The organism is Microbacterium tumbae, assembly GCF_054780175.1.
Genome location: NZ_BAAGWV010000004.1, coordinates 435,025 through 458,893, shown reverse-complemented (window position 1 = coordinate 458,893; position 23,869 = coordinate 435,025). Strand labels below are relative to the sequence as shown.

Genomic DNA, 23,869 nt, shown 5'->3' with positions numbered 1-23,869 from the left:
GCCGCTCAGCGCGCGTCGGCGAACTGATCGTCCTCGTAGACGTTGAACCGGTAGCCGACGTTGCGCACGGTGCCGATGATCTGCTCTGCATCGCCGAGCTTCGCGCGCAGTCGCCGGACGTGGACGTCGACGGTCCGGGTGCCACCGAAGTAGTCGTATCCCCACACCTCGCTGAGCAGCTGCTCCCGCGTGAAAACGCGGGAGGGATGCGTGGCGAGGAAATGCAGGAGCTGGAACTCCTTATAGGTCAGGTCGAGAGGGCGGCCGTGCAGCTTGGCGGAATAGGACTGCTCGTCGATCGTGACGCCGGACGCCTGGACGCGGGACGGCTCCGCCGTGGCATCGCCGCGGGCGATCGCGAGGCGGATGCGGGCATCGGTCTCGGCGGGACCGGCGCTCGAGAGCAGGACGTCGTCGATGCCCCAGTCGCCGGAGACCGCGCTCATGCCGCCCTCGGTGACGACGAGCAGCAGGGGGGCGTCCTGGCCCGTCGTGCGCAGCAGCTTGCACAGCGACTTGGCGCCGGCGAGGTCGGTGCGGCCGTCGACGATGACGATGTCACTCTCCGGCGCGGAGACGAGCTGGGCCGGCTCGGCCGGGATCTGACGCACCCGGTGGCTGAGCAGCTCCAGGGCGGGGAGAACCGGCTCCGCGGTGGATGCGGATGTCAGGACCAGCAGGATTGCCACACGACTTCCTTCCGGGCGTCAGAACCGACGCCCTGAACGGCGATCGGGTACGACGCCGTGCGCCTATGATACCGATGCCGTCCGCTGTGTGCGGCCTCCCATGGCCGCCGAAGGCAACGGATGCGCAACAATGGATGCATGTCCGAACCGGCTCTGGCCCCGCGCAACGCGCTCGGCGGAATGCTCGCCGTCTGGATCGCCGCCCTGCTCGCCGCTGTCGCGATCGGCATCTTCGTCGGCGAGGAATGGCGGATGCCCTCGCTGCTGGTCGCGTTCGGCGGCGCTGTGCTGCTGTCGTTCGCCGTGCAGCTCGGCTACGGCCGGACGCACGGATTCATCGTGCGCGTGTCAGGCAGCATCATGGGAGCGCTGCTGCTGATGGGCGTGGTGTCCGTCGGCTTCGGCCTCGCCGCCCTGATACCGGCGGGGTAGACTGACCGCATGGATATCTTCGCGCTCGAGGTCTTCTTCATCGGCCTGCTCGGCCTCGCGAGTCTGGCGATCGTCTTCGTCTCGGGCGTCGTGCTGCGGAACCTGTTCCGCGGCCAGCGCTGATCGTGTTCGATCTGCCGACGGATCTTCCCGCCGATCTCGTCCCGCTCTCCTGGCTGATCGGCGTCTGGGAAGGCACAGGCGTCATCGACTACACCGTCGGAGAGCACCGGCATCGCGGCGAGTTCACCCACCGGGTGAGCTTCAGCCATGACGGCGAACCGTACCTGAACTATTCGGCGACCGCCTGGTTCGTCCCCGTCGATCCCGCGGCGGAGCCCGTCGAGGGCGCGGAGCAGCCCGAGGCGCGGCCTCTCGTCGCCGAGACCGGTTACTGGCGGCTGGCCCGGCCGGCCACCGACGCCGACCCCGGTCCTGCGCTGCTGCCCTCCGTGGATGCGGCGCCCGTCCGCACCGCGGATGACGTCGAGCTGCTGCGCGCAGCGTCCGGAGGCTTCCCGATCGAGGTGTCGCTCGCGCACTCGGACGGATCGCTCGAGCTGTACCTCGGGGAGATCAAGGGACCGCGCATCGACATCGCCACGGACGCGATCGTCCGCGGGGCCGGCGGCAAGGCGTACGGCGCCGCCACCCGGATGTACGGCCTGGTCGACGGGCACCTGCTCTGGGCATGGGACATCGCAGCCCTCGGGTCCGAGCTCGCCTCGCACGCCTCCGCACGTCTGGCGAAGGTATGAGCTCCTTCGCCACGCGGGCCGGCGCCGTCTCCGACGGAGACGTGGTGCTGCACTACGGCGAGCCGATGCGCGAGCAGCGCCGGCTGGCCGCCGGCGACGCGGTCGCGCTCCTCGGCGATCGTCGTGCCGTCGAGGTCGGCGGCCCCGAGCGGCTCTCCTGGCTGGACTCCTTCACCTCCCAGTCGACGACGCGGCTGGCGCCGGGGGAGAGCAGCGAACTGCTGATCCTCGACCCGCAGGGGCGCGTCGAGCATGCCGCAGGCATCGTGGACGACGGCGCCTCGGCTTGGCTCATCGTGGACGCCGGGGATGTCGAGCCGCTGGTCGGCTGGCTGAAGCGCATGGTCTTCCGCGCGCAGGTGAGCGTCGTGGAGCGACCGGATCTGGTGCTTCTCGGATTCTTCGCAGGCGGGGTCGCGGAGGCGTCCGTCGCCGAGGTCGTGTCGTCGCCGAACGACGTGCCGCTGGTGTGGACCGACCCCTGGCAGCAGGTGCGGGCCGGCGGGCATCAGTACTCCGGCGTCGTCGATCACCCCGGTGCGGGCTTCGCCTGGCGCATCGCGATCGCGGGTGCGGATGCGGAGGCGTCGCTGGACGACGTCGAGGCGGCGGGGATGCTGGCGGCCGAGGCTCTCCGGGTCGCCGCGTGGCGGCCGCGCTGGGCCGCCGAGGTCGACGACCGCTCGCTGCCGCACGAGACCGACTGGATCCGCACCGCCGTGCATCTGGACAAGGGCTGCTATCGCGGACAGGAGACCGTCGCGAAGGTGCACAATCTCGGTCATCCTCCTCGCCGTCTCGCCGCCCTCCACCTCGACGGCAGCGATGACGTCCTCCCGGAGCCCGGCTCGCCGGTGTTCGCCGGCGATGTCGAGGTGGGGCATGTGACCTCGGTCGCGCGGCATCATGAGGACGGTCCCATCGCGCTCGCGATCCTCTCGCGGCGTGCTCCGGAGGGGGATCTCGTCGTCCGTGCAGACGGGGCGGAGATCGCCGCGGCGCAGCAGGTGATCGTGCCCGCGGATGCCGGAGCGACCGTCGAGGTCCCGCGGCTGACGCGACTGTCCCGTCGCCCTTCCGCCCCCGACCCTCGCGACGCCTGACCTTCCGCTCGTCTTCTCCCGTTCGTCGGGCGAGGACGGCGGAGCGTTTCGACTCGCTGCGCTCGCTCAACGAGCGGGGCAGGGTGGGCGTGCGCGTGTGGGGTCGTTTCGACTCGCTGCGCTCGCTCAACGAGCGGACGAGGCGGGACGGCGGAGCAGCCGGTTCCTTCCTCTCGTTCGTTGAGCGAGGACGGCGGAGCCGACCGAGTCGAAACGGGTCTTGTGGTGGGGGCGTTTCGACTCGCTGCGCTCGCTCAACGAGCGGACGAGGCGGGACGGCGGAGCAGCCGGTTCCTTCCTCTCGTTCGTTGAGCGAGGACGGCGGAGCCGACCGAGTCGAAACGGGTCTTGTGGTGGGGGCGTTTCGACTCGCTGCGCTCGCTCAACGAACGGGTGGGGGCGGCTGCCCAACGAGCGGGTGGGGGTGGCGTGCCCAACGAGCGGGCAGGGGGTACTCGCTCGACGTGCGGGTGGGGGTGCTCGCCCAACGTGCGGGCAGACGGCGCTCGCTCAACGAGCGGATGAGGCGGGTGGCGCGGAGGCCGGCGCGACCGCCTCCCACGGCACGGTCATCTCCCCCAGACGCCACCGGGCGCGACCGCCGACCACCGGCCAGCCCTGAGCCTTCAGGGCGGTGACGGCGGCGAGGAACCGCTGCGTCGCGCCGAACGTGGACAGGGCGGCGGCGCGATCCCACTCCCGGTCCAGGTCTGCGAGCAGGGTGTGGATGCGCTCGCCGGGCACGTTGCGATGGATGAGCGCCTTCGGCAGACGCTCGGCGACGATGCTCGGCCGTTCCAGCTCGGCGAGCCGCAGAGAGAGGGTGAAGCGCGCGGGAGCGCCCTCCTCGGTGACGTCGATCCAGCTCGCGATGCGGCCTATCTCGTCGCAGGTGCCCTCCACGAACAGGCCGCCGGGGGCGAGTCGCGGGGCCACCGTCCGCCACGCGCCGGCGACCTCCGCCTCGTCGTACTGGCGCAGCACGTTCATGGCGCGGATCACCGCAGGGCGGCGGCCTCCGGGCGTCGGGACCTCGAATCCGCCCCTGGCGAAGGAGACCCGCAGATCGGAGGGGAAAGGCGTCCGCCCCGCGCGCACGTCGTCCAGCTGTGCACGGGCCGTCGCGACGCGTTCCGGGTCGAGCTCGAGTCCGAGCACCTCGGCATCCGGCCGCACCTGTCGCAGGCGCGCGGCGAGCTCGAAGGCTGTCACCCCGCTCGCGCCGTATCCGAGGTCGACCACCAGCGGATCGGCGGCATGACGCAGGGCAGGGCTCGCCGCGATCCAGCGGTCGTTGCGACGCAGGCGATTCGTCCCCGTCGTGCCTCGAGTGGGATGTCCGAGGGGAGATGACGCCATGTCTCCATTGTCGCGGTCTTCCGATGGGCGCGGAGACCCTGCGCCGATAAACTGGGGTCATGACTGCGACGCGCACCCTGATCCTGCTCCGCCACGGCCGGAGCGAATGGAACGAACTGAACCTCTTCACCGGCTGGGTGGACGTCCGCCTGAACGAGCAGGGCAAGAACGAGGCACGCCGCGGCGGCGAGCTGCTGGCCGAGGCCGGCATCCTCCCCGATGTCCTGCACACCTCGCTGCTGAGCCGCGCCATCCAGACCGCGGACATCGCCCTGGACGCCGCCGACCGTCTCTGGATCCCCGTGACGCGCTCCTGGCGCCTCAATGAGCGTCACTATGGCGCGCTGCAGGGCAAGGACAAGGCCGAGACCCTCGAGCAGTTCGGTGCAGAGCAGTTCCAGCTGTGGCGTCGCTCCTTCGACGTGCCGCCGCCCGTGCTCGACGACGAGAGCGAGTTCAGCCAGGTGAACGACCCGCGCTACGTCGGCATCGACGGCGAGGTGCCCCGCACCGAGTCGCTCAAGCTCGTGATCGACCGGCTGCTGCCCTACTGGGAGAGCGCGATCATCCCCGATCTCGAGGCGGGCAAGACCGTTCTCGTCACGGCGCACGGCAACTCCCTGCGCGGCCTCGTGAAGCACCTGGAGGGCATCAGCGACGACGATATCGCCGAGCTGAACATCCCCACCGGCATCCCGCTGGTCTACGAGCTGGACGAGAACAACGTGCCGACCGGTCCTGGTCGTTACCTCGACCCCGAGGCCGCAGCCGCCGGTGCCGCCGCGGTTGCGGCGCAGGGCTCGAAGTAGACGTTCGAGGCCCTCTTCATCGACGAGACCCCGTCGCATCTGCGCAGATGCGACGGGGTCTCGTCGTCAGGACGGGGTCTCGGAGCTCCGAGGTCAGGCGTGCCCGATCTCTCCCTGCTCGGCCTCCTGGGCCTCGACCACCAGGGCGATGTCCTCCTCGTCGATGCGCCAGTCGCCGGTGGCGAGATAGACGACCTTCTTGGCCACGGCGACCGCGTGGTCCGCGAAGCGCTCGTGGTAGCGGCTCGCCAGGGTCGCGTCCACGGTCGCGGTCGCCTCGCCCTTCCAGTTGTCGCTGAGGACCTTCTCGAAGACGCTGGCGTGCAGCTCGTCGATGTCGTCGTCGGTGTTGCGGATCGTGTCGGCCATGCGCAGATCCTGCGTGCGCAGCAGCTCGGTTAGCGTCCGGGCGATCTCGACATCCAGTTCGCCCATCTTCGTGAAGGTGCCCTTGAGGCCCTTCGGGATGGCGCGCTCGGGGAAGCGCAGGCGGGCGAGCTGGGCGATGTGCTCGGACATGTCGCCCATGCGCTCCAGGGAGGCGCTCACGCGAAGCGCCGTGACCACGATGCGCAGGTCGCGCGCGACGGGCTGCTGACGGGCCAGGATCTCGATCGCCTGCTCATCGAGGGCGACGGCGAGCTCGTCGATCTTCGCGTCGTCGGCGATGACCTCCTCGGCCAGGGCGACGTCGCTGGTCGCGAACGCCCTGGTGGCCTTGTCGATCGACACCGTGACGAGATCGGCGATCTCCACGAGACGGGACTGGACGTCCTCGAGGGACTGGTGGAAGACTTCGCGCATGTGCGGCGCAACCTTTCGGTTCTCGGCGGCGTAAGGGGCCGTTCTTCGAGCGCAGCGCTTCGCGCAGGCCCGAGGCGATTGTGTTCGCTGAAGGTTAACGAACGGTGCCCAGAACGTGAATACTAGTTCTCGCACCCCCGTCCTGGCGCGGAAACCCGCCGAAGCGCCGGTGAACGCACTCTACTCTTGAGCTATGACCACGCCGCAGATCGCGCTGCTCGCCCTCGCTCTCGGCGCAGTGATCGGTGCCGGCCTGGTCCTGCTGATCCTCTTCGCATACCGGGCCAGGGCTCGTGCGGAGCAGGCGACGTCGACGATCGTCCCCCCCGGGGCGGCGGAGGTTCTGGAGAGCATGGACGACGCCGCGTGCGTCGTAGACGCCTCGGGACTCGTGCTCGCGCGCTCCGGCGCCGCGGCTCGTTTCGGCATCGAGATCGGTGCGACCCTGGACAACGACGAGCTGCGCCAGCTGGTCCGCACGGTACGTTCCAGCGGTGGTCCGCACACTGAGACGATGCGGCTCAGCCGCGGCGGCTCGACACTCGATCCTCGACTGGTCTCCGCCCGCGCGAGCGTGGTCGGCGCCCGCCTCACACTGCTCGTGATCCGCGACGTGACCGAGCAGGAGCGTCTCGACCAGGTGCGCCGCGACTTCGTGGCGAACACCAGTCATGAGCTGAAGACGCCGGTCGGCGCGGTCAGCCTGCTCGCCGAGGCCATCGAGTCCGCCGCGGACGATCCCGAGCAGGTGCGGGTGTTCGCGGCGCGGATCTCGGCCGAGGCGGCCCGCCTCGGCCAGCTCACCGGCCGCATCATGAGCCTGTCCCGCCTCCAGGCGGCGGACGGGCTCTCGGATGTGGCCTCGGTGGCCATCGACGAGGTGCTCGCCGCATCCATCGAGGCGCACGTCGTCCAGGCGGACTCCGCCGGCGTCGAGCTCATCCGCGGCGGTGACCGAGGCGCATGGGTGCGCGGTGAGGCGCAGATCCTCATCGAGGCCGTCGGGAACCTGATCGCGAACGCGATCGTCTACTCTCCTCGCGGATCGCGTGTGGGCGTCGGCGTCAAGATCGACGGCGATGTCGTCGAGATCGCCGTCGCCGATCAGGGGATCGGCATCTCCGAGGCGGATCGTGAGCGCATCTTCGAGCGCTTCTATCGCGCGGATGAGGCCCGGTCCCGCCGTACCGGCGGCACCGGCCTCGGGCTCTCGATCGTCAAGCACGCCGTGCAGAGGCACGGCGGCGAGGTGCGGCTGTGGTCGCGACCGGGCCGAGGCTCCACGTTCACGATCCGTCTGCCGCGCATCGAAGCGCCGGAGCAGGACCGGTTGACCGCCAAGATCAACAAGAAGCGCGCGAAGAAGGCGACCAAGCTCGCACGCGCCCGAACCGGAGAGAACGCATGACCCGCATCCTTCTCGTCGAGGACGAGCCCGACCTCGCCGATCCGCTCGCGTACCTGCTCCGCCGTGAGGGATACGAGGTCGAGATCGCCGAGGACGGCCCCGGAGCGCTGGCCGCGTTCCGCGAGCGTGGCGCCGACATCGTCCTGCTCGACCTCATGCTCCCGGGGATGCCGGGAACGGAGGTGTGCCGTCAGATCCGATCGACCTCCGCCGTGCCGATCATCATGCTCACGGCCAAGGACTCCGAGGTCGACATCGTCGTGGGCCTGGAGCTCGGCGCCGACGACTACATCACCAAGCCGTACTCCTCACGGGAGCTGCTCGCCCGCATGCGTGCAGTGCTGCGCCGCGTCGTCCAGGCCGAGAGCGAGCTCGACGAGCGCGTGCTGGATGGCGGAAGGGTCACCCTCGACATCGACAGGCACACCGTGAGCGTCGCCGGATCCCAGATCAACATGCCGCTGAAGGAGTTCGAGCTCCTCGAAGTGCTCATGCGCAACGCCGGCCGCGTGCTGACCAGGGGTCAGCTCATCGACCGGGTATGGGGAAGCGACTACTTCGGGGACACCAAGACCCTCGACGTGCACATCAAGCGCATCCGCTCGCGCATCGAGGAGAACCCGGGCGAGCCGACGATGCTCGTCACCGTCCGCGGCCTCGGATACCGCTTCGAGGGCTGAGGGCGAAAGAGAAGAGGCCGGTCGTCCTCGAGGGCGACCGGCCTCTCTCGAGGTGAGGGGCTCAGTGGCTCCCGTCGTCCTCCGGCGCATCGGTCGGCACCGGCGTCGAGGTCTCGTCCGTGACGGGGATCTCCCCGGGAGCGGTCATCGGCACGGGCTCGGGGACGAGATCGGTGTAGTACGGGAGGGCGCCGTCGAGGACGGGCACGTTCGCGGTGACGCCGTTGCTGTCGCCGGACTGGAAGTGCACCTCGACCGTCGAGCCGGGGGCGAAGTCCACGCCCTCGAGGCCCGAGTCCTCGTCGGGAACGCCCTGCAGGAGCACGGGATCCGCGTTGGCGCCGAGGCTCACGGTCTCGCCGGCCGGCACCTCGATCTCGATCGGGTCGAGACCTGTGACGGTCACGAGCAGGACGAGATCGTCGTCGGTCGGGTTGACGATGCCGGCGATGAGGTTGCCGAACTGGCCGGACTCGTCGGCCACGACGAAGGCGTTGCGCACCGCGAGCGGAGCGTCGTCGTCGGAGACGTTGACGCCGTCCGAGGCGGAGTAGGCGATCGTGCTGGCCTGCGGCGTGATGAACGTGCACCCCGTCGCTCCCGCCAGCACGAGAGCGCTGAGAACGACAGACGCAGCAAGGCGCGATTTCACGGATCCTCCAGAGGTGCGGCGGGGAAGTGCACATCCATTCTATGCGTATGCCGCACCCGGTCCCGGACGATGCGGGGCATACCTTAGCGCATGTCCCCTGTGGTATTCTGGAGGTTGCCGAAAGGACACGCTTTTATGCTTTTTGAGGTTGGCGAGACGGTCGTCTATCCGCACCACGGGGCCGCGACGATCATCGAGGTCAAGGACCGCATCATCAAGGGCGAGACGAAGAAGTATCTGAAGCTCAACGTCACGCAGGGGGATCTGATCATCGAGGTCCCCGCCGAGAACGTCGACCTCGTCGGAGTTCGCGATGTGATCGGCAAGGAGGGCCTCGACCACGTGTTCGAGGTGCTGCGCGCGCCCTTCACCGAGGAGCCCACGAACTGGTCCCGTCGATACAAGGCGAACCTCGAGAAGCTCGCCTCCGGCGACGTGATCAAGGTGAGCGAGGTCGTCCGCGACCTGTGGCGTCGCGACCAGGACCGCGGTCTTTCCGCGGGAGAGAAGCGGATGCTGGCGAAGGCTCGCCAGATCCTCATCTCCGAGCTCGCTCTCGCGGAGAAGATCGACGAGGACAAGGCGGGGTCCCTCCTCGACGAGGTCCTCGCGTCCTGAGGCGCTCCGCATCGATTCCGCGCAGCGCGGCGTCGAAGTGCGCGTGGCGCTCGGGGGACGTGCATCGAGACGTGTGCGTGGTTCCCGCGCGGTAACGTGAGAGCGTGACTCTGCTCCCGGTTCCCACGACGGCGGTGATCGTCGTCGCGGCGGGCGCCGGCACGCGCCTGGGCGCCGATGCGCCCAAGGCGTTCGTCGGCATCGATACGCGCCCGGTGCTCCGGCACGCCCTCGACGGCGTCTTCGCCGCCCGTCCGATGCAGGTGGTGGTCGTCGCGCCCGTCGGCTACGAGGGCGACGCCGAGACCGAGCTGCGTGCGGCCGCCGGCGATCGTGCCGATCTCGGTCGGGTGGTCACCGGCGGTGAGACGCGGCAGCTGTCCGTCGCCGCCGGTCTCCGTGCGCTCTGGGGCGACATCACCACCGTGCTGGTCCACGACGCCGCGCGTGCGCTGACGCCGCCTGAGCAGCTCGATGCCGTGGCCGAGGCCGTGGAGGGCGATGCCGGCGTGATCCCGGTGCTTCCGGTCGTCGACACGCTCAAGCGCGTGGACGCGGGCGAGATCGTCGGCGCAGTCGATCGCGATGAGCTCGCCGCGGCCCAGACCCCTCAGGGATTCGCGCGCCTTCCGTTGGAGGCGGCCTACGCGACCGCCCTCGCATCCGGTGCCGAGTACACCGACGACGCCGCGCTGTTCGCCGCCGCGGGGCACGCCGTGCGGCACATTCCCGGGTCGGAGCGCGCGTTCAAGATCACCACGCCATCCGATCTCGAGCGCGCGCGGCGTCTCGTGGCGCCGAGCGCCGCGCCCACGGCATCCGTCGCCCGGCCGGAGACTCCTGCCGGGCCGCTCGTCGGCATCGGCACGGACGTGCACGCCTTCGGCGGCGAGGGGGATCTCTGGCTCGCCGGGATCGAGTGGCCGGGGGAGCCGGCGCTGTCCGGGCATTCGGACGGGGACGCCGTCGCTCACGCGATCGTCGACGCGCTCCTCGGCGCCGCGGGGCTCGGCGACATCGGCGAGCACTTCGGCACGGCGCATCCGGAGTACGCCGACGCGCACGGCGAGGTCTTCCTGGTCCGCACGCTCGAGCTGCTCACCGAGGCGGGGTTCGCGATCGGCAACGTGTCGGTGCAGTTTCAGGGCAATCGGCCGCGGTTCAGCGCGCGACGGCCCGAGGCCGAACGCGCGCTGTCGAGCGCGTTGGGCGGGGCGCGGGTGACGGTCACCGCGACCACTGCCGACGGGCTCGGCTTCACCGGCCGCGGGGAGGGGATCGCGGTGACCGCGGTCGCGCTCGTGCACACCATCAGAGACACACGATGAGAGAGCTCGCCATCCGGCAGCCGCGACGCCGGCTGATGCTCGTCCTCGGGCTCGCGTACCTCGTCGCGATCCTCGTGCCGGCGCTGATCAACTTCGACCTCCTCGCCGGCATCGTGAACGAGCTGGCGGCGGGCGGTGCGAAGTCCACGGGGATGATCGTGGGCGTCATCGTCTTCATCCCCCTGATCGTCCTGCTGCTCCTCGCACGGGAGCGCGTCCTGCTGCGCCGCGACGCCGCGACGCTGACCGTGCGGATCCGCCGCGACGAGCGGATCATCCGCGACGGCGAGATCGCGGGGTACACCGTGAACGAGCCGACGAGCACCGGGTCGCTGCGTCTGCTCGGCGACGACGGGCGGGTGCTCCTCGAGCTCCATCCGCGGATCCAGGACTTCCGGCAGGCGCAGGAACTCGCGATCCCGGCGGCGGCCTTCGTCGAGGTGGACAGGCGCAGCGTCTTCCGGGGGAGGGCGCAGGCGGTGACCTACCGGCGCGAGAGCGTCACGTCACGGCGCTGAGGCCCGCCGCCGGGGTTCGCGCAGGCGCGCCCCGGTACGCTAGTGAGGTGACTCTCCGCCTCTACGACACCCGCGCACAGCAGCTGCGCGACTTCGTGCCTCTCGACCCCGAGAACATCACGATGTACGTGTGCGGACCCACGGTGCAGTCCGGTCCCCACATCGGGCACGTCCGGGCGGCGCTCAGCTTCGATCTGCTCCGCCGCTGGCTCGCGCACCGCTACGGGCGGGTCACCTTCGTACGCAACGTCACGGACATCGATGACAAGGTGCTCGTGAACGCGGCGGACGAGCCGTGGTGGGCGCTGGCGTACCGGATGGAGCAGGAGTTCTCGGCGGCGTATGCCGGGATCGGCATCCTCCCTCCGACCTACGAGCCGCGGGCGACGGGATCCATCCCGCAGATGCAGGAGCTGATCGCCACGCTCATCGAGCGCGGTCACGCCTACCCCGCGCCCGACGACTCGGGCGACGTCTACTTCGACGTGCGCTCCTGGCCGGGATACGGCTCTCTGACGAATCAGTCGATCGACGCGATGGAGGCCGCCGAGGACGCGGATCCCCGCGGCAAGCGCAACCCGCAGGACTTCGCGCTCTGGAAGGGCGCCAAGTCCGGGGAGCCCGCCGATGCCGTCTGGGAGTCCCCGTGGGGCGCCGGACGTCCAGGCTGGCACATCGAGTGCTCGGCGATGTCGAAGCGCTACCTCGGCGCGGAGTTCGACATCCACGGCGGCGGACTCGACCTGCGCTTCCCGCATCACGAGAACGAGCTCGCCCAGTCGACCGCGGCGGGGGACGGCTTCGCGCAGTACTGGGTGCACAACGGCCTCATCACGGTGAACGGGCAGAAGATGTCGAAGTCGCTCGGGAACTTCACGCTCGCGGCCGATGTGCTCGCCCAGCACGATCCGCTCGTGGTGCGCTACGCGCTCTCCGCGGCGCACTATCGTTCGAGCCTCGACCTCACCGACTCCACGTACGCCGAGGCGGACGCCGCTCTCGGGCGGATCAGGACCTTCCTCCAGCGCGTCTCCAGGACGACGGGCGGGTACGGCCGGTTCGCCGCGCAGAGCCTCCCTGTGGCCTTCGCCGTCGCCATGGACGACGACCTGGGCGTGCCCCAGGCGCTCGCCGTGCTGCACGAGACCGTGCGAGCGGGGAACACGGCGCTGGATGCCGGCGACTCGGATGCTGCGACGACGGCCGCGGCATCCGCGCGTGCGATGCTGCACGTGCTCGGGCTGGACGGCGCGGCGGCAGCGGCGCGAGACGATTCCGCCGAGACATCCGCGCTGGATGCACTCGTGCGCACCATGATCGACCAGCGCGCTCAGGCGCGCGCAGACAAGGACTGGGCGGCAGCCGACCGCATCCGCGACGCGATCGCGGCGGCGGGCATCGCGCTGGAAGACGGCCCGGACGGAACACATTGGAGCATCGATGGCTAAGCCAGGCCGCCCCGGAGCGGGCAACAGCAAGAAGAAGGGCGCCACCAAGGGCACGGGAGGCCTCGGGCGCAAGGCGCTCGAGGGCAAGGGCCCGACCCCCAAGGCGGAGGATCGCGGCTGGCACGTCGCGGGCAAGCGCAAGGCGGCCGCCGAGCGCTATGCCGCGGCGGGAGGAAAGGGCCGTCCCGGCCAGCGGCAGACCTCCGGCGGCAGCCCGAACCGATCGGCGCGCTCGAAGGACAACACCAGCGACACGGAGACGGTCACCGGGCGCAACTCCGTCCTCGAGGCGCTGCGCACGAGGATCCCCGCCACCGCGCTGTACATCGCGCAGCGGGTGGAGATGGACGACCGCGTCAAGGAGATGCTGTCGATCGCGAAGAACCGCGACATCGCCATCCTCGAGGTCACGCGCCAGGAGCTCGACCGGATGGCCGGCTTCGACGGCGTGCACCAGGGCGTCGCCCTCAAGGTGCCGCCCTACGAGTACGCGCACCCGCAGGATGTCCTCGAGCAGGTGATCGATCGCGGCGAGATCCCGCTGTTCGTGGCTCTCGACGGCATCACCGACCCTCGTAACCTCGGTGCGATCATCCGCTCGACGGCCGCCTTCGGCGGCCACGGGGTCATCCTTCCGCAGCGGCGCTCGGCGGGGGTGAACTCCGCGGCGTGGAAGACGAGCGCGGGTGCAGCCGCGCGCATCCCGGTCGCGCTCGCCGTGAACCTCACGAGTCAGCTCAAGGAGTTCAAGAAGCAGGGCGTCTTCGTGCTGGGGCTGGACGGCGACGGCGACGTCTCGCTCCCCGCGCTCGAGCTCGCGGATCGTCCGGTCGTGATCGTGACCGGCTCCGAGGGCAAGGGGCTTTCGCGCCTGGTGGCCGAGACCTGCGACCAGATCGTGTCGATCCCGATCAGCGCGACGACCGAGTCGCTGAACGCCGGCATCGCCACTTCGGTCGCGCTGTATCAGATCTCGACCATCCGCAACGCCCGGCAGTAGGGGAGGAACCGTCATGGCCCGCATCATCGTCCTGGGAGGAACCGGCTACGCCGGACGGCACATCGTGCAGGAGGCGGTGAGCCGAGGCCACGCCGTCGTCGCGGTCTCGCGTTCCGTTCCGACGGGCCGCGTGGAGGGCGCGCTCTACGAGCAGGGCTCCGCGCTGGACCTCGCACCGCTCTCGGGACTGCTCGCCGAGGCGGATGCGGTCGTCTCCGCGATCTCCCCGCGGGGAGACATGGCGGACAAGGCGCTGGAGGCGCTGACGAATCTCGTGCAGCAGGTCGCAGGGACACCGATGCGCCTCGGCGTGATCGGCGGCGCCGGCGGCAGTCTCGTCGCCCCGGGCGGGCCGAGGCTGTTCGATCAGGACTTCCCGGAGGAGTACAGGCATGAGGCGCAGGTCGGCATCGACTCGCTCGCGCTTCTGGAGGCATCGGATGCATCCGTGGACTGGTTCTTCATCCACCCCGCGGAGGTCTTCGGTCCCTGGGCCGAGGGCGAGCGCACCGGTCACTACCGCGACGGCGGCGACGTCCTCGTGCGGGATGCCGACGGGAAGTCGTACATCTCGGGGGCCGATCTCGCCGTCGCGGTCGTCGATGAGATCGAGCAGGGCAATCACCGCCGGGAGCGCTTCACCGTCGGATACTGACTCGCGGGTATGACGCGGGTCTGCTGCTTTGACCTCCGTTCGGGGGTCATAGCGGGCGGATGCTTTGCCCCCGGCATCCTCCCCGCCTCAGACTGACTCCGCGGGGGTCCGAACCCCTGCCCGTGGACGCCGTCGCCGCACACGCGCGATGGCGAGAGGAAGGGGAGCGACAGTGGTGCGCACGAGGACTTCGACGACGAGCGGGCGATGGGGGCGCGGTCTCGCCGCCGTGCTCCTGGGGGTCGCGGCGGTCGTTCCCGCAGCTATCGCATCGGCCGCTGCCGCGGAGATCGACCCCGGCGACACGGTATGGATCGGCGGGTCGGTCGGATACGGCGGAACCTCCATCCATCCGGTCTACGCAGAGGCTCCCGCCGATCCGGACGACCCCGGAGCGACCGGTCTCTGGGCCTACTGCATCGAGCACGACATCAGCGCCCGCACCTTCACGGACGCCGTCGCAGGGGACTACGCGAGCTACCTCGGCGACAACCACTTCACGGATCCCGTCATCCAGGCGAAGGTGCACTGGGTCCTCACGCATTCCTTTCCGGCGCTGGGCCTGACGGAGCTCGGTGCGGCAGCCGGCGTCGCGGATCTCTCCGTCGACGACGCGGTCGAGGCCACCCAGTACGCGATCTGGCGATACACGGACCTGGACTTCGACGCAGCCTGGAGCTGGGAGACCCCCGACTCGGAGGCGGTGTACTGGTACCTGGTGAACGGCGCGAACGCCGACACCGCGCTGTCGCCGCCGGCTCCTGCTCCTGTCGAGGTCTCCGTGACGGCCCCAGCGGCCTCCGGGACAGCCGGCGTGCTCTACGGCCCGTTCATCGTCTCGACGAACCAGGCCACGGCGAGCGTCGCCGCCGACCCGGCGTATCCGATCACCGATGGGGCCGGGACGGCCGTCGACATCGATGCGGTCGTCGACGGTCAGGAGCTGTACCTCGATCTCCGTGGCGAGACCGCGGCCGGATCCGCGACGATCTCCGCGACGGTCGACGGCGCGGAGGGGACCGGGCTCGTGATCTCCGTCCCCGTCTCCGGCAGTACGGCGCCCACGGAGGATGCGCACGCGCAGTCGATCATCCTCGTTGCTGCTGCGGAGGCGACGACGACGGCATCGGCTGAGGGCGCATGGCTCGCGGCAGTGGATCCCGCGATCGGCACCACTCTGGTCGACAGCGCCGATCAGGACCACGCGCTGGCATGGAACGGCGGCACGGTGGTCGACACGATCGTGTACGCGGGGTTGACGCCGGGGCAGCCGTACACCGTCGCGGGCGACCTGCTGCTGCAGGCGGACGGCTCGGGCACGGGCATCACGGGGACGACCACGTTCACGCCGACCGCAGCCGACGGCACCGTGGAGGTCGCCTTCACCGTTCCGATCGGGTACGCGGGGGAGAGCCTGGTGGCGTTCGAGCGTCTCTATGAGGGATCTGCCGCTGCGGGCGAACCAGTGGCCGAGCATGCGGACATCGAGGATGCCGCGCAGACGGTGACGGTGGAGGAGGAGCCGGTCGTCACGGTTCCTGCGATCGGCACCTCGCTGGTGGATGATGCCGATCAGGATCACGACCTGGTCTGGAGCGGCGGTACGGTCATCGACACGATCGCCTACCAGAACCTGACGCCGGGCACCGAGTACACCGTCGCCGGTGAGCTGATGCTGCAGTCCGACGGTTCGGCGACGGGCATCACCGGTTCGACGACGTTCACGCCGACCGAGGCGAACGGCTCTGTCGAGGTGGTGTTCGCAGTTCCCGCCGGCTACGCCGGAGAGAGCCTGGTGGCGTTCGAGCACCTCTATGAGGGATCGGCCGCGGAGGGCGAGCCGGTGGCCGAGCACACCGACATCGAGGATGCTGCGCAGACGGTCGCCGTCGAGGAGAGGCCGGTCGTTCCCGCCGCTCCCGGCGATGACGGCGGTCTCGCCCTCACGGGGGCGGTCCTCCCGGTCGGGCTGCTCGGACTCGGAGTCCTCGTCCTGGTCGCGGGCGCCGTGCTGATCGCAGCCCGGCGCCGCGAGCGGGAGCGCGAGCTCGGCTGACGAACGACGAGAGCGGGCGACGGTGCGATCCACCGTCGCCCGCTCGCGCGCGCGGGGATGCGTGCAGCATCCGCATGTCGCTCAGACCAGGTCGCGCCAGTCGATCTCGTCGGTGTCGTCGGAGACGGGCACGGAGCCCGTCACGATCGGCAGGCTCACCGTCTCGGTCGGCGGGCCCATGATCGTGGCCTCGTCGCGGCGATGCCGGAGCACCTCGTTGATGTAGCTCGTGAGGACCTCGGCGAGCGGGACGGAGCGCCCCTGCGCCTGGGAGAGGTACCAGCGGTGCTCGAGGACCTGGTGGAACACCTCCGCGGGCTCCAGCTTGGCGCGCAGGTCATAGGGGATCGCGCGCACGACCGGCTCGAACACCCGGGTGAGCCACTCGTGCGCGTACATCTCCTCGTCGGCCCACTGCTTGGTCGACCGTGCGCGGAACTCGTCCAGGTCGTTGAGCAGGCGCCGTGCCTGGTTCTCCTCGACGTCGAGCCCCGTAAGCCGGATGAGCCGGCGCTGATGGTGTCCGGCGTCGACGACCTTCGGCTGGATCTCGACGAGGGTGCCGTCCGCGGTCGTCGACATGGACATCTCGTCGATGTCGAAGCCGAGGGCGTTCAGCCGTTCGACGCGCTCGGTGATGCGCCAGGTCTCGGATGCGGCGAAGGACTCTTCGGCGGTGAGGGCCGCCCAGAGCGAGCGGTAGGAGTCGACGATGCCGTCGGCGATGGCGACGGCGTCCACGCCGTGCTCGAGCCGGCCGCCCGCGGCGAGGTCCATGATCTCGCCGGCGATGTTCGTCCGGGCGAGGTCGAGGTCGTAGGCGCGCTGTCCTTCGGTGAGCCCCTCCTCGTGCAGCTCCCCGGTCTCGGCGTCGACGAGATAGGCGGCGAAGGCGCCCGCATCCCGGCGGAACAGGGTGTTGGACAGCGACACGTCGCCCCAGTAGAAGCCGACGTTGTGCAGGCGCACGAGCAGCAGGGCGAGCGCATCGACGAGGCGCGTCGCCGTATCGGGACGGAGGACCCGGGTAAACAGGGCGCGGTACGGCATGGAGAAGCGCAGATGAGACGTCACGAGGACGGCGGGAAGGGGATCTCCCGAGGCATCCGTCCGTCCCTCGATGACCGCGACCCTCTCGACGCAGGGCACGTCGAGCTTGGCGAGGTTGCCGAGCATCTCGTACTCCCTCCGTGCCATCTCGCCGGTGGTCTCCTTGACGGCGACGACGCGGCCGGACAGGTCGGCGAAGCGCACGAGGTGACGGGACAGACCTTTCGGCAGCGAGACGATGTGCTCGGAGGGCCAGGTGGCCAGCGGCGTCGACCACGGCAGGGCGAACAGTCCAGGGTCCACGGTACGCGCGGTGATGCGCAGGGCGTCCTGCATGGTGCTCCTTGCGGGGTCGTCGCCGAAAACGACGCGGCGCGGGGCGACCCAGGAGGTCGACCCGCGCCGCGAGGTGGAAGGGGCTACGAGGCCGAGACGACCGGCTTGTCGTTCAGGCGGTCGCCCGACTCGATGTCGAAGGCGTGCACGTGCCCCGGGTTGGCGGACAGGGTGACCGTCTCGCCCGCGTTCGGGTGGTTGCGGCCGTCGACGCGTGCGACGAGGTCGGTGCGCTTGCCGTTGATCTCGGTGTGGCCGTAGAGGTAGCCGTCGGCACCGAGCTCCTCGACGAGGTCGACCGTGACCGAGAGGCCCTTGCTGTCCGCCCCGCCGACGGTGATGTCCTCGGGTCGGACGCCGACCGTGACCTGGCTGCCGGTGGCGCGGCCGACGGTGTCGCGGTCCAGCGCGACGACCTCGGTGCCGAAGCGGACGCCGCCCTCGGCCAGGTCCGCCGAGAACAGGTTCATGGCGGGGGAGCCGATGAAGCCGGCGACGAACACGTTGTTGGGCTTCTCGTACAGGTCGCGCGGGGAGCCGACCTGCTGGAGGATGCCGTCCTTGAGGACCGCGATGCGGTCGCCCATGGTGAGGGCCTCGGTCTGGTCGTGCGTGACGTAGACGGTCGTGACGCCGAGGCGGCGCTGCAGCGACGCGATCTGGGTACGGGTCTGGACGCGGAGCTTGGCGTCGAGGTTCGACAGCGGCTCGTCCATGAGGAACACCTGCGGCTGACGGACGATCGCGCGGCCCATGGCGACACGCTGACGCTGGCCACCCGAGAGGGCCTTCGGCTTGCGGGTCAGGTAGTCCTCGAGATCGAGCAGCTTCGCGGCCTCGAGGACGCGAGCGGCGCGCTCCTCCTTGCCGATGCCGGCGATCTTGAGCGCGAAGCCCATGTTCTCGGCGACGGTCATGTGCGGGTACAGCGCGTAGTTCTGGAACACCATCGCGATGTCGCGGTCCTTCGGCGGCACGTCCGTGACGTCGCGGTCGCCGATGAGGATGCGGCCGGCGTTGACCTCTTCGAGGCCGGCGAGCATGCGGAGGGATGTGGACTTGCCGCAGCCGGAGGGGCCGACCAGGACGAGGAACTCGCCGTCTCCGACTTCGAGGTTGAGCTTGTCGACAGCCGGACGGGTGCCGCCGGGGTACAGGCGGGTAGCGTCGTCGAACGTTACAGATGCCATTGCATTTCTCCTTCACCGGCAGGTACGTGCCGGACGATCCGTTGTGATGGAAGCGGCGGGGACGACCCGCCGTGGCCCGCCTTCGGGCCGAGATCAGTATGTCATGGATGGCCGCTTCTGGGTATTTCCCAGAATGCCTCGTTAGCATCGATCTCGGTGCCGCCTCTCCGCGGCCCGCCGGGGAGGCCCGTCCCCACCAGATCTTCAAGAGGAACGATGTCGAGCGACGAAACGCCGAACGTCCCCACCCCTCGCAATTCCCGTGAGGCGGTTCGGGAGAAGGCACAGCAGGTCAAGGCGCGCCAGTCCCGCGCGCGCATCGTGCGACGGATCATCATCGGCCTCGTCGCCGTCGTCGCCGTCGGGGCGGTCGGAACGGCGGTGACGTGGGCGGTCTCCTCGACGGTGTCCGCACCGACGCTCAGCCCGGCCGGACTCGAGGACGACGGCGTCGTCGTTCACGAGATCACCGGCTCCACGATCTCGGGCGCCGAGATCCCCGCGACGCCGGACCCCGATCCCTCCGAGGCGGGCGGGGCTGAGACGCCGACGCCCGAGCCCACTAGCGCCGGCACGGTGGACATCCACATCTACGTCGACTACCTCTCGCCGGGCGCCGGCGAGTTCGAGCGCGCCAACGCCCGGCAGCTGTCCGGCTGGATCACCGAGGGCGCTGCGGCCGTCACCTATCACCCGGTCGCGCTGCTGACCGCCAACTCGAACGGCACGAAGTACTCGCTGCGCGCCGCCGCCGCCGCCGCCTGCGTCGCGAGCTACGCGCCGACCCAGTTCTACGCGTTCAACCATGAGCTGCTCGCCGACCAGCCGGACGTCGACACCGACGGACGCACCGACGTCGAGCTCGCCAACCTCGCCGGCGCGGTCGGCGTCGACGACGTCAAGACGGTGCGCTCGTGCATCGAGCACCAGGACTACGTCTCGTGGGCCAAGGATGCCACGGCGCGTGCGCTGGAGGGCCCGCTGCCCGGTTCGGACGACCTCGTGCTGAGCTCCGCGCCGACGGTGGTCGTCGACGGTCAGGTCTACGTGGGAGCGCTCGACGACCCCGCCGAGTTCTCCCAGTTCGTGCTCACGGTCGCGAGCGACGCGTACTATGAGTCCGCGGAGACGCCGGAGCCGACCGAGACGCCGGCCGACTGATCGGTCTGCGTCAGGTATCCGGCGGTCGCATCCGCAGGATGCCGGTGCCATAGAATCTCAGATGCAGCAGCGCTCCGACGCTGTCCGCCGACTTAGCTCAGCTGGTAGAGCACCTGTCTTGTAAACAGGATGTCGCGGGTTCGAGTCCCGCAGTCGGCTCCGTGCCTTCGTCCGTGTGGAGCGCTCTTGCTGAAGACGCAACGCCGGTCAGCCGCTCGCGGTCTCGCGTTCCTGGTATTCGCGGGGCGAGACTCCATGGAAGCGGGAGAAGGCGGCACTGAAGGTCGGCAGGTGCGCGTAGCCGACCCGGCGCGCGACGGCGCTGGGCTTCGCGCCGCCGAGGATCAGGTCGCGAGCGATGCGCATGCGGGCCGCGTAACGCCAGTGGGCGAACGTCATGTCCGTCTCGTCGCGGAAGGCGCGGTGGATGTCTGCGGACACGTCGTGCGCTGATGATCCGCCGGGAGTGCCGAGGGTGCGCAGATAGTCCATGGCGACCGCCCGCGCCCGCGGGTCGGCGGGCATCGGCACCGACAGCGCATGCTGGGCGGCGACCTGCTCGGCGAAGAGTCCGAGGACGTGACGGGGATCGTGATCTGCAGGACGCAGCTCGGAACGGGCGCTGACGGAGCAGAACATCAGATAGTCGTCCCAGGCCGGCGAGAATCGGACCTGCAGCGGCTCCGTCAGGGTGAGATCGGCGGTGCTGGCGTTGCCGAGGGGCAGCGAGATCGAGTTCTCCCGGAGAGCGGTGACGTGGTCGGCTCCCGCCGGGATCCAGGTGGCTACCCCTCGTTCCCGTTCGTACCGACGATCGGCGACGTCCAGATATCCGCTGCCGCGGTACACCCACGAGAGCACATGGGCGTCGTTGGCGTGCGGCGGCGTGCGGGTCGCGGGGAGCAGGTCCGGCACGACGCGGGCAGAGCCCCGGCCCACCATGCCGACCATCGCATCGGTCTGTCGGGCCGCCGTCGCCCGCTCGCCCAGTCCGATCGAGCCGTCGCCGGTGAGCGTGCGCCGCATCTCCCTGCCGAAATCGCGGGGTGTCTGCCCGAAACGCTGCTTGAACGCGCGGGTCAGGCCATTGCGGCTCGCGAAGCCGACCCGTGCGGCCACCTGCTCGACGTCGTAGCCGGCGGCGAGGAGTTCGACGGCAGCATCGAGCCGGCAGCCGAGTCGCCACTGTTCGAAGGTGAGGCCGGTGTCGGCGACGAAGGCACGGCGCAGGCTGCGCGGGCTGCACAGCACGCGCGCACCCCACTGCTCGACGGTGAGGGTGAGAGCGGGGTCGCGCAGCAGTTCCTCCGCAAGCCTTCGAGCGCCGGGAGTCTTCGGCAGCGGAGGCGGCGAAGGCGGTGCCAGAGGCCCGGCCTCGTGCCGGCGACGTCGTGCCGGACGCAGCAGCTCCGCGATGGCGGCCTCGGGATAGCCGTGCGCACTGTACGGCGTGACCTGGAGATTGAAGTGCTGGATCAGCCAGTCCTGCCAGTCGTCGGGGACGTCGAAGCGCGTCGTCGCGTTCGGCGCGCCGGACCCGATCGTGGCCTGCGGCAGGAGCGGGAAGGCCACGGTGCCCGGCTCGGTGACGATCACGCGGTCGCGCCAGCCGTCGGCCGGGATCCAGATCCCCTGTCCGCGGTCGATCCGGTATGCCAGGCCGTCGAGGCGGACGTGCGCGGTGCCCGTGCGCACCCAGAGCAGCATCGGTCGACGCGGCATCCCGGTCTCACCTGCACGGGCGCCGGGGATCGGCGGTGGATCGCTCGCGCCGACGGTGATGGAGGAGGGGCGGATCACATCCTAAGTATCCGACAGTCTGCGCACCCTGTCGAGAGTGAGGATTACCTAACCTTATCAGCGGCCCTCCTGCCGCAGGCGGCGCGCGGCCTCTCCTTCCCGATGCGATCCGAAAGGGCTGCGCTCCGCATGCCGAAAACCTCACGCCGCCTCACGGTGCACCCTGCCGTCCTCCGGGAGGTCGAGGTCGTCCGGACGGTCGACATCACACCCGGAATGCGCCGGGTCACGTTGTCCGGTGAGCAGCTGCGCTCCTTCACCTCGGCGACCGGCTTTGCGCAGCCCGCGTTCGACTCGCTGGGCTTCGACGATGACATCGCGCTCTATTTCCCGTATCCGGGCCAGAGCGAGCCGGTGCTCCCCGTGCAGCAGGAGAGCGGCCTGAGCACTCCGCGGGATCCGCGCCCCCTGTCACGGGAGTACACGGTGCGTCGGTGGAGTCGCGAGACCGGCGAGCTGGACGTCGATTTCGTCAGGCATGGCATCGGCGTCGGCACCACCTGGGCTCATCGTGCCCGGCCGGGCGACCGCCTCCACTTCACCGGTCCCACCGGCTCGAAGGCGTTTCCGGCGGAGGCGGACTGGCTGCTCGTCGCGGGCGATGACACCACCATCCCCGCGATCGCCCGCCTGATCGAGGAGCTGCCCGCGGATGCCCGGGCGCAGGTGTTCGTAGAGGTCGCAGAGGGCTCCCACCGCATCCCGCTGCGCGATGCGCAGGAGCTCCCGGGCGTCGAGGTCACCTGGCTCGTGCGCGACGGCGCCGAGGCGGGTACCACCACCCTTCTCGTGGACGCCGTCCGCGGCGCGGCCTGGTGGGACGGTCGTCCGTTCGCCTGGGTCGCCGGCGAACGCACGGCCGTGCGGGACCTGCGCCGTCACCTGGTCGAGGACCGAGGCATGCCGAAGCAGGCCATCGAGTTCACCGGATACTGGCGGCGCGGCGAGGTCGTCGCTCTGGAGACCGACGGGGAGGTGCCGGATCCCGAGAAGTCGAGGACGCCGTTCGAGCAGCTCCACGACCTGACCGAGCTGATCGCACCGATCGCGGTCCGCACGGCCGTCGAGCTGGATGTCGCCGAGCTGATCTCCCGAGGCGTCACCGGCGTCGCGGACCTGGCGGCCAGGACCGGTGCGGACGAGCGGGCGCTCGGCAAGCTGCTGCGCTATCTCCACGCCCTTAACGTGGTGAGCGAGACCGAGCCGGGTCACTACGGCCTGGCGCCGATGGGCGAGGTCCTGACCGTCGAGTTCATGGCCGACTACCTGAACCCGTCCGGGGCGCTCGGCAGAGAGATGCTCGGCATCCACGGGCTCACCGAGTCGATCAGGACGGGGCGGGCCTCGTATGCCTCCGTCACCGGCAGGACATACGCCGAGGTGCGGAAGGAGCAGGGCTACGAGGACCGTCGCCTCGAGCGCATCGCCGAGTTCACCCCTGCGCTGGCCGTGCCGCTCGCCGGCTCGGATCTCCTCAGCGGCGTCGAGCACCTGGTGATCCACGCGGATGGCGCGGGCGCACTGGCAGGTGAGTTCGTCACCACGCATCCGGACCTGCGCGTCACGATCTGCGCGCTCCCCGCACAGGCCGACTGGCTGCGCCGCGACCTGCGCGACACCCTCGGCGACGGGCAGCAGCGGGCGCGGGTCGGCGTGGTCGAGCAGTCCATCTTCGAACCCGGCCCGGCCTCCGACGCCGTGCTCGTCAGCCGCGCGCTCAAGCCGCTGGCAGACGCCGACGCCGCCCACGCGCTGCGACGGGCGGCCGAGAGCCTCCTGCCCGGCGGACGGGTGCTGCTGATCGAGGAGACCTTCGATGCAGACGGCCTCGACGAGCACGACGCCGAGGACGATCTGCTCGCTCTCACCGTGCACGGTTCCGGACTGCGCACCGTCGCGGAGCTCGACGCCGTCATCGCCCGTGCGGGAATGGCCATCAGCGCGACCCGCACCGTCGGCTGGGGGGTCGTCGTACATGAACTCGTGCGCGGCGATCCCCGCTGAACCCCATCACC

Annotated in this window: 22 protein-coding genes and 1 tRNA gene; 16 read left to right on the top strand and 7 right to left on the bottom strand. The window is 70.1% G+C overall.

Features of this window, described 5'->3' with window-relative positions; all coding sequences use genetic code 11:
- Window positions 1-5: 5 nt before the first annotated feature.
- Window positions 6-689 carry a winged helix-turn-helix transcriptional regulator gene (locus ACYVGQ_RS17150; RefSeq protein WP_460785894.1) on the bottom strand — a complete coding sequence of 228 codons (684 nt, stop codon included), beginning with the start codon at window positions 687-689 and terminating at the stop codon, window positions 6-8.
- Window positions 690-827: 138 nt separating this feature from the next.
- Between ACYVGQ_RS17150 and ACYVGQ_RS17145 the strand changes: the two genes are divergently transcribed.
- The 3 genes from ACYVGQ_RS17145 (at window position 828) to ygfZ (ending at window position 2,982) form a co-directional block, all read left to right on the top strand.
- Window positions 828-1,121, top strand: a complete 294-nt coding sequence (locus ACYVGQ_RS17145; protein ID WP_460785893.1) for a hypothetical protein — start codon at window positions 828-830, stop codon at window positions 1,119-1,121.
- 125 nt (window positions 1,122-1,246) lie between these two features.
- The gene (locus ACYVGQ_RS17140) at window positions 1,247-1,879 is read left to right on the top strand and encodes a nitrobindin family protein (RefSeq protein WP_460785892.1); all 633 of its coding nucleotides are present in this window, start codon (window positions 1,247-1,249) and stop codon (window positions 1,877-1,879) included.
- The gene (ygfZ, locus tag ACYVGQ_RS17135; RefSeq protein ID WP_460785890.1) at window positions 1,876-2,982 is read left to right on the top strand and encodes a CAF17-like 4Fe-4S cluster assembly/insertion protein YgfZ; all 1,107 of its coding nucleotides are present in this window, start codon (window positions 1,876-1,878) and stop codon (window positions 2,980-2,982) included. The genes ACYVGQ_RS17140 and ygfZ overlap by 4 nt, the downstream gene beginning before the upstream one ends.
- Before the next feature lie 510 nt (window positions 2,983-3,492).
- Here the strand turns inward: ygfZ and ACYVGQ_RS17130 are convergent.
- A complete protein-coding gene (locus tag ACYVGQ_RS17130) occupies window positions 3,493-4,341 on the bottom strand; it encodes a class I SAM-dependent methyltransferase (protein WP_460785889.1) in 849 nt (282 codons plus the stop codon).
- A gap of 59 nt (window positions 4,342-4,400) precedes the next feature.
- Here ACYVGQ_RS17130 and ACYVGQ_RS17125 point away from each other — a divergent pair, with 59 nt between their 5' ends.
- Window positions 4,401-5,150 carry a phosphoglyceromutase gene (locus tag ACYVGQ_RS17125; RefSeq protein WP_460785888.1) on the top strand — a complete coding sequence of 250 codons (750 nt, stop codon included), beginning with the start codon at window positions 4,401-4,403 and terminating at the stop codon, window positions 5,148-5,150.
- Between the two features lie 93 nt (window positions 5,151-5,243).
- Here the strand turns inward: ACYVGQ_RS17125 and phoU are convergent, their stop codons facing one another.
- Window positions 5,244-5,954 carry a phosphate signaling complex protein PhoU gene (gene phoU, locus ACYVGQ_RS17120; RefSeq protein WP_460785887.1) on the bottom strand — a complete coding sequence of 237 codons (711 nt, stop codon included), beginning with the start codon at window positions 5,952-5,954 and terminating at the stop codon, window positions 5,244-5,246.
- A 193-nt stretch (window positions 5,955-6,147) separates the two neighbouring features.
- Between phoU and ACYVGQ_RS17115 the strand changes: the two genes are divergently transcribed.
- Together ACYVGQ_RS17115 and ACYVGQ_RS17110 are read left to right on the top strand one after the other, a co-directional pair.
- Window positions 6,148-7,362, top strand: a complete 1,215-nt coding sequence (locus tag ACYVGQ_RS17115) for a sensor histidine kinase (protein ID WP_460785886.1) — start codon at window positions 6,148-6,150, stop codon at window positions 7,360-7,362.
- Window positions 7,359-8,042, top strand: a complete 684-nt coding sequence (locus ACYVGQ_RS17110; RefSeq protein ID WP_460785885.1) for a response regulator — start codon at window positions 7,359-7,361, stop codon at window positions 8,040-8,042. Before ACYVGQ_RS17115 ends, ACYVGQ_RS17110 begins: the two co-directional genes overlap by 4 nt.
- Before the next feature lie 61 nt (window positions 8,043-8,103).
- Here ACYVGQ_RS17110 and ACYVGQ_RS17105 read toward each other — a convergent pair whose 3' ends face one another.
- Window positions 8,104-8,694, bottom strand: coding sequence for a DNA modification methylase (locus ACYVGQ_RS17105; protein ID WP_460785884.1), 591 nt, complete (start codon window positions 8,692-8,694; stop codon window positions 8,104-8,106).
- A 135-nt stretch (window positions 8,695-8,829) separates the two neighbouring features.
- Between ACYVGQ_RS17105 and ACYVGQ_RS17100 the strand changes: the two genes are divergently transcribed.
- From ACYVGQ_RS17100 to ACYVGQ_RS17070, 7 genes are all read left to right on the top strand, one after another.
- Window positions 8,830-9,312, top strand: a complete 483-nt coding sequence (locus tag ACYVGQ_RS17100; RefSeq protein ID WP_120229576.1) for a CarD family transcriptional regulator — start codon at window positions 8,830-8,832, stop codon at window positions 9,310-9,312.
- Window positions 9,313-9,416: 104 nt separating this feature from the next.
- Window positions 9,417-10,640, top strand: a complete 1,224-nt coding sequence (ispD, locus tag ACYVGQ_RS17095) for a 2-C-methyl-D-erythritol 4-phosphate cytidylyltransferase (RefSeq protein ID WP_460785883.1) — start codon at window positions 9,417-9,419, stop codon at window positions 10,638-10,640.
- On the top strand, window positions 10,637-11,158 hold the full coding sequence (locus ACYVGQ_RS17090) for a hypothetical protein (RefSeq protein ID WP_460785882.1): 522 nt from the start codon (window positions 10,637-10,639) through the stop codon (window positions 11,156-11,158). The genes ispD and ACYVGQ_RS17090 overlap by 4 nt, the downstream gene beginning before the upstream one ends.
- 47 nt (window positions 11,159-11,205) lie before the next feature.
- Window positions 11,206-12,606: a cysteine--tRNA ligase gene (gene cysS, locus ACYVGQ_RS17085; RefSeq protein ID WP_460785881.1), complete on the top strand. Its 1,401-nt coding sequence runs from the start codon at window positions 11,206-11,208 to the stop codon at window positions 12,604-12,606.
- Window positions 12,599-13,606, top strand: coding sequence for a 23S rRNA (guanosine(2251)-2'-O)-methyltransferase RlmB (gene rlmB, locus ACYVGQ_RS17080; RefSeq protein ID WP_460785880.1), 1,008 nt, complete (start codon window positions 12,599-12,601; stop codon window positions 13,604-13,606). The genes cysS and rlmB overlap by 8 nt, the downstream gene beginning before the upstream one ends.
- A gap of 13 nt (window positions 13,607-13,619) precedes the next feature.
- Window positions 13,620-14,261, top strand: coding sequence for an NAD(P)-dependent oxidoreductase (locus ACYVGQ_RS17075; protein ID WP_460785879.1), 642 nt, complete (start codon window positions 13,620-13,622; stop codon window positions 14,259-14,261).
- A gap of 175 nt (window positions 14,262-14,436) precedes the next feature.
- Window positions 14,437-16,317, top strand: a complete 1,881-nt coding sequence (locus ACYVGQ_RS17070; RefSeq protein ID WP_460785878.1) for a VaFE repeat-containing surface-anchored protein — start codon at window positions 14,437-14,439, stop codon at window positions 16,315-16,317.
- An 81-nt stretch (window positions 16,318-16,398) separates the two neighbouring features.
- Here the strand turns inward: ACYVGQ_RS17070 and ACYVGQ_RS17065 are convergent, their stop codons facing one another.
- Both ACYVGQ_RS17065 and ACYVGQ_RS17060 read right to left on the bottom strand, forming a co-directional pair.
- Window positions 16,399-17,703 (bottom strand): DUF4032 domain-containing protein, encoded by a 1,305-nt coding sequence (locus tag ACYVGQ_RS17065; protein WP_460785877.1) that lies wholly within the window; start codon window positions 17,701-17,703, stop codon window positions 16,399-16,401.
- 83 nt (window positions 17,704-17,786) lie between these two features.
- The gene (locus tag ACYVGQ_RS17060) at window positions 17,787-18,893 is read right to left on the bottom strand and encodes an ABC transporter ATP-binding protein (protein WP_460785876.1); all 1,107 of its coding nucleotides are present in this window, start codon (window positions 18,891-18,893) and stop codon (window positions 17,787-17,789) included.
- Between the two features lie 216 nt (window positions 18,894-19,109).
- Between ACYVGQ_RS17060 and ACYVGQ_RS17055 the strand changes: the two genes are divergently transcribed.
- Together ACYVGQ_RS17055 and ACYVGQ_RS17050 are read left to right on the top strand one after the other, a co-directional pair.
- The gene (locus tag ACYVGQ_RS17055; RefSeq protein WP_460785875.1) at window positions 19,110-20,054 is read left to right on the top strand and encodes a DsbA family protein; all 945 of its coding nucleotides are present in this window, start codon (window positions 19,110-19,112) and stop codon (window positions 20,052-20,054) included.
- Window positions 20,055-20,140: 86 nt separating this feature from the next.
- Window positions 20,141-20,213: transfer RNA gene (locus tag ACYVGQ_RS17050), tRNA-Thr, on the top strand.
- 48 nt (window positions 20,214-20,261) lie between these two features.
- Here the strand turns inward: ACYVGQ_RS17050 and ACYVGQ_RS17045 are convergent.
- Entirely contained in the window at window positions 20,262-21,854 is a 1,593-nt protein-coding gene (locus ACYVGQ_RS17045; RefSeq protein ID WP_460785874.1) for an AraC family transcriptional regulator, read from the bottom strand.
- A 129-nt stretch (window positions 21,855-21,983) separates the two neighbouring features.
- On the opposite strand from ACYVGQ_RS17045, the gene ACYVGQ_RS17040 reads away from it, so the two are divergent.
- Window positions 21,984-23,858: an SIP domain-containing protein gene (locus ACYVGQ_RS17040; RefSeq protein ID WP_460785873.1), complete on the top strand. Its 1,875-nt coding sequence runs from the start codon at window positions 21,984-21,986 to the stop codon at window positions 23,856-23,858.
- Window positions 23,859-23,869: the final 11 nt, after the last annotated feature.

What these genes read in the sequence shown, in the direction of transcription:
- ACYVGQ_RS17065 (WP_460785877.1), bottom strand. Translation starts at nt 17,703, where the DNA reads ATGCAGGACGCCCTGCGCATCACCGCGCGTACCGTGGACCCTGGACTG.
- ACYVGQ_RS17130 (WP_460785889.1), bottom strand. Translation starts at nt 4,341, where the DNA reads ATGGCGTCATCTCCCCTCGGACATCCCACTCGAGGCACGACGGGGACG.
- ACYVGQ_RS17055 (WP_460785875.1), top strand. Translation starts at nt 19,110, where the DNA reads ATGTCGAGCGACGAAACGCCGAACGTCCCCACCCCTCGCAATTCCCGT.
- ACYVGQ_RS17125 (WP_460785888.1), top strand. Translation starts at nt 4,401, where the DNA reads ATGACTGCGACGCGCACCCTGATCCTGCTCCGCCACGGCCGGAGCGAA.
- ACYVGQ_RS17145 (WP_460785893.1), top strand. Translation starts at nt 828, where the DNA reads ATGTCCGAACCGGCTCTGGCCCCGCGCAACGCGCTCGGCGGAATGCTC.
- rlmB (WP_460785880.1), top strand. Translation starts at nt 12,599, where the DNA reads ATGGCTAAGCCAGGCCGCCCCGGAGCGGGCAACAGCAAGAAGAAGGGC.
- ACYVGQ_RS17100 (WP_120229576.1), top strand. Translation starts at nt 8,830, where the DNA reads ATGCTTTTTGAGGTTGGCGAGACGGTCGTCTATCCGCACCACGGGGCC.
- ygfZ (WP_460785890.1), top strand. Translation starts at nt 1,876, where the DNA reads ATGAGCTCCTTCGCCACGCGGGCCGGCGCCGTCTCCGACGGAGACGTG.
- ACYVGQ_RS17075 (WP_460785879.1), top strand. Translation starts at nt 13,620, where the DNA reads ATGGCCCGCATCATCGTCCTGGGAGGAACCGGCTACGCCGGACGGCAC.
- ACYVGQ_RS17060 (WP_460785876.1), bottom strand. Translation starts at nt 18,893, where the DNA reads ATGGCATCTGTAACGTTCGACGACGCTACCCGCCTGTACCCCGGCGGC.
- phoU (WP_460785887.1), bottom strand. Translation starts at nt 5,954, where the DNA reads ATGCGCGAAGTCTTCCACCAGTCCCTCGAGGACGTCCAGTCCCGTCTC.
- ACYVGQ_RS17110 (WP_460785885.1), top strand. Translation starts at nt 7,359, where the DNA reads ATGACCCGCATCCTTCTCGTCGAGGACGAGCCCGACCTCGCCGATCCG.
- ACYVGQ_RS17040 (WP_460785873.1), top strand. Translation starts at nt 21,984, where the DNA reads ATGCCGAAAACCTCACGCCGCCTCACGGTGCACCCTGCCGTCCTCCGG.
- ACYVGQ_RS17090 (WP_460785882.1), top strand. Translation starts at nt 10,637, where the DNA reads ATGAGAGAGCTCGCCATCCGGCAGCCGCGACGCCGGCTGATGCTCGTC.
- ACYVGQ_RS17115 (WP_460785886.1), top strand. Translation starts at nt 6,148, where the DNA reads ATGACCACGCCGCAGATCGCGCTGCTCGCCCTCGCTCTCGGCGCAGTG.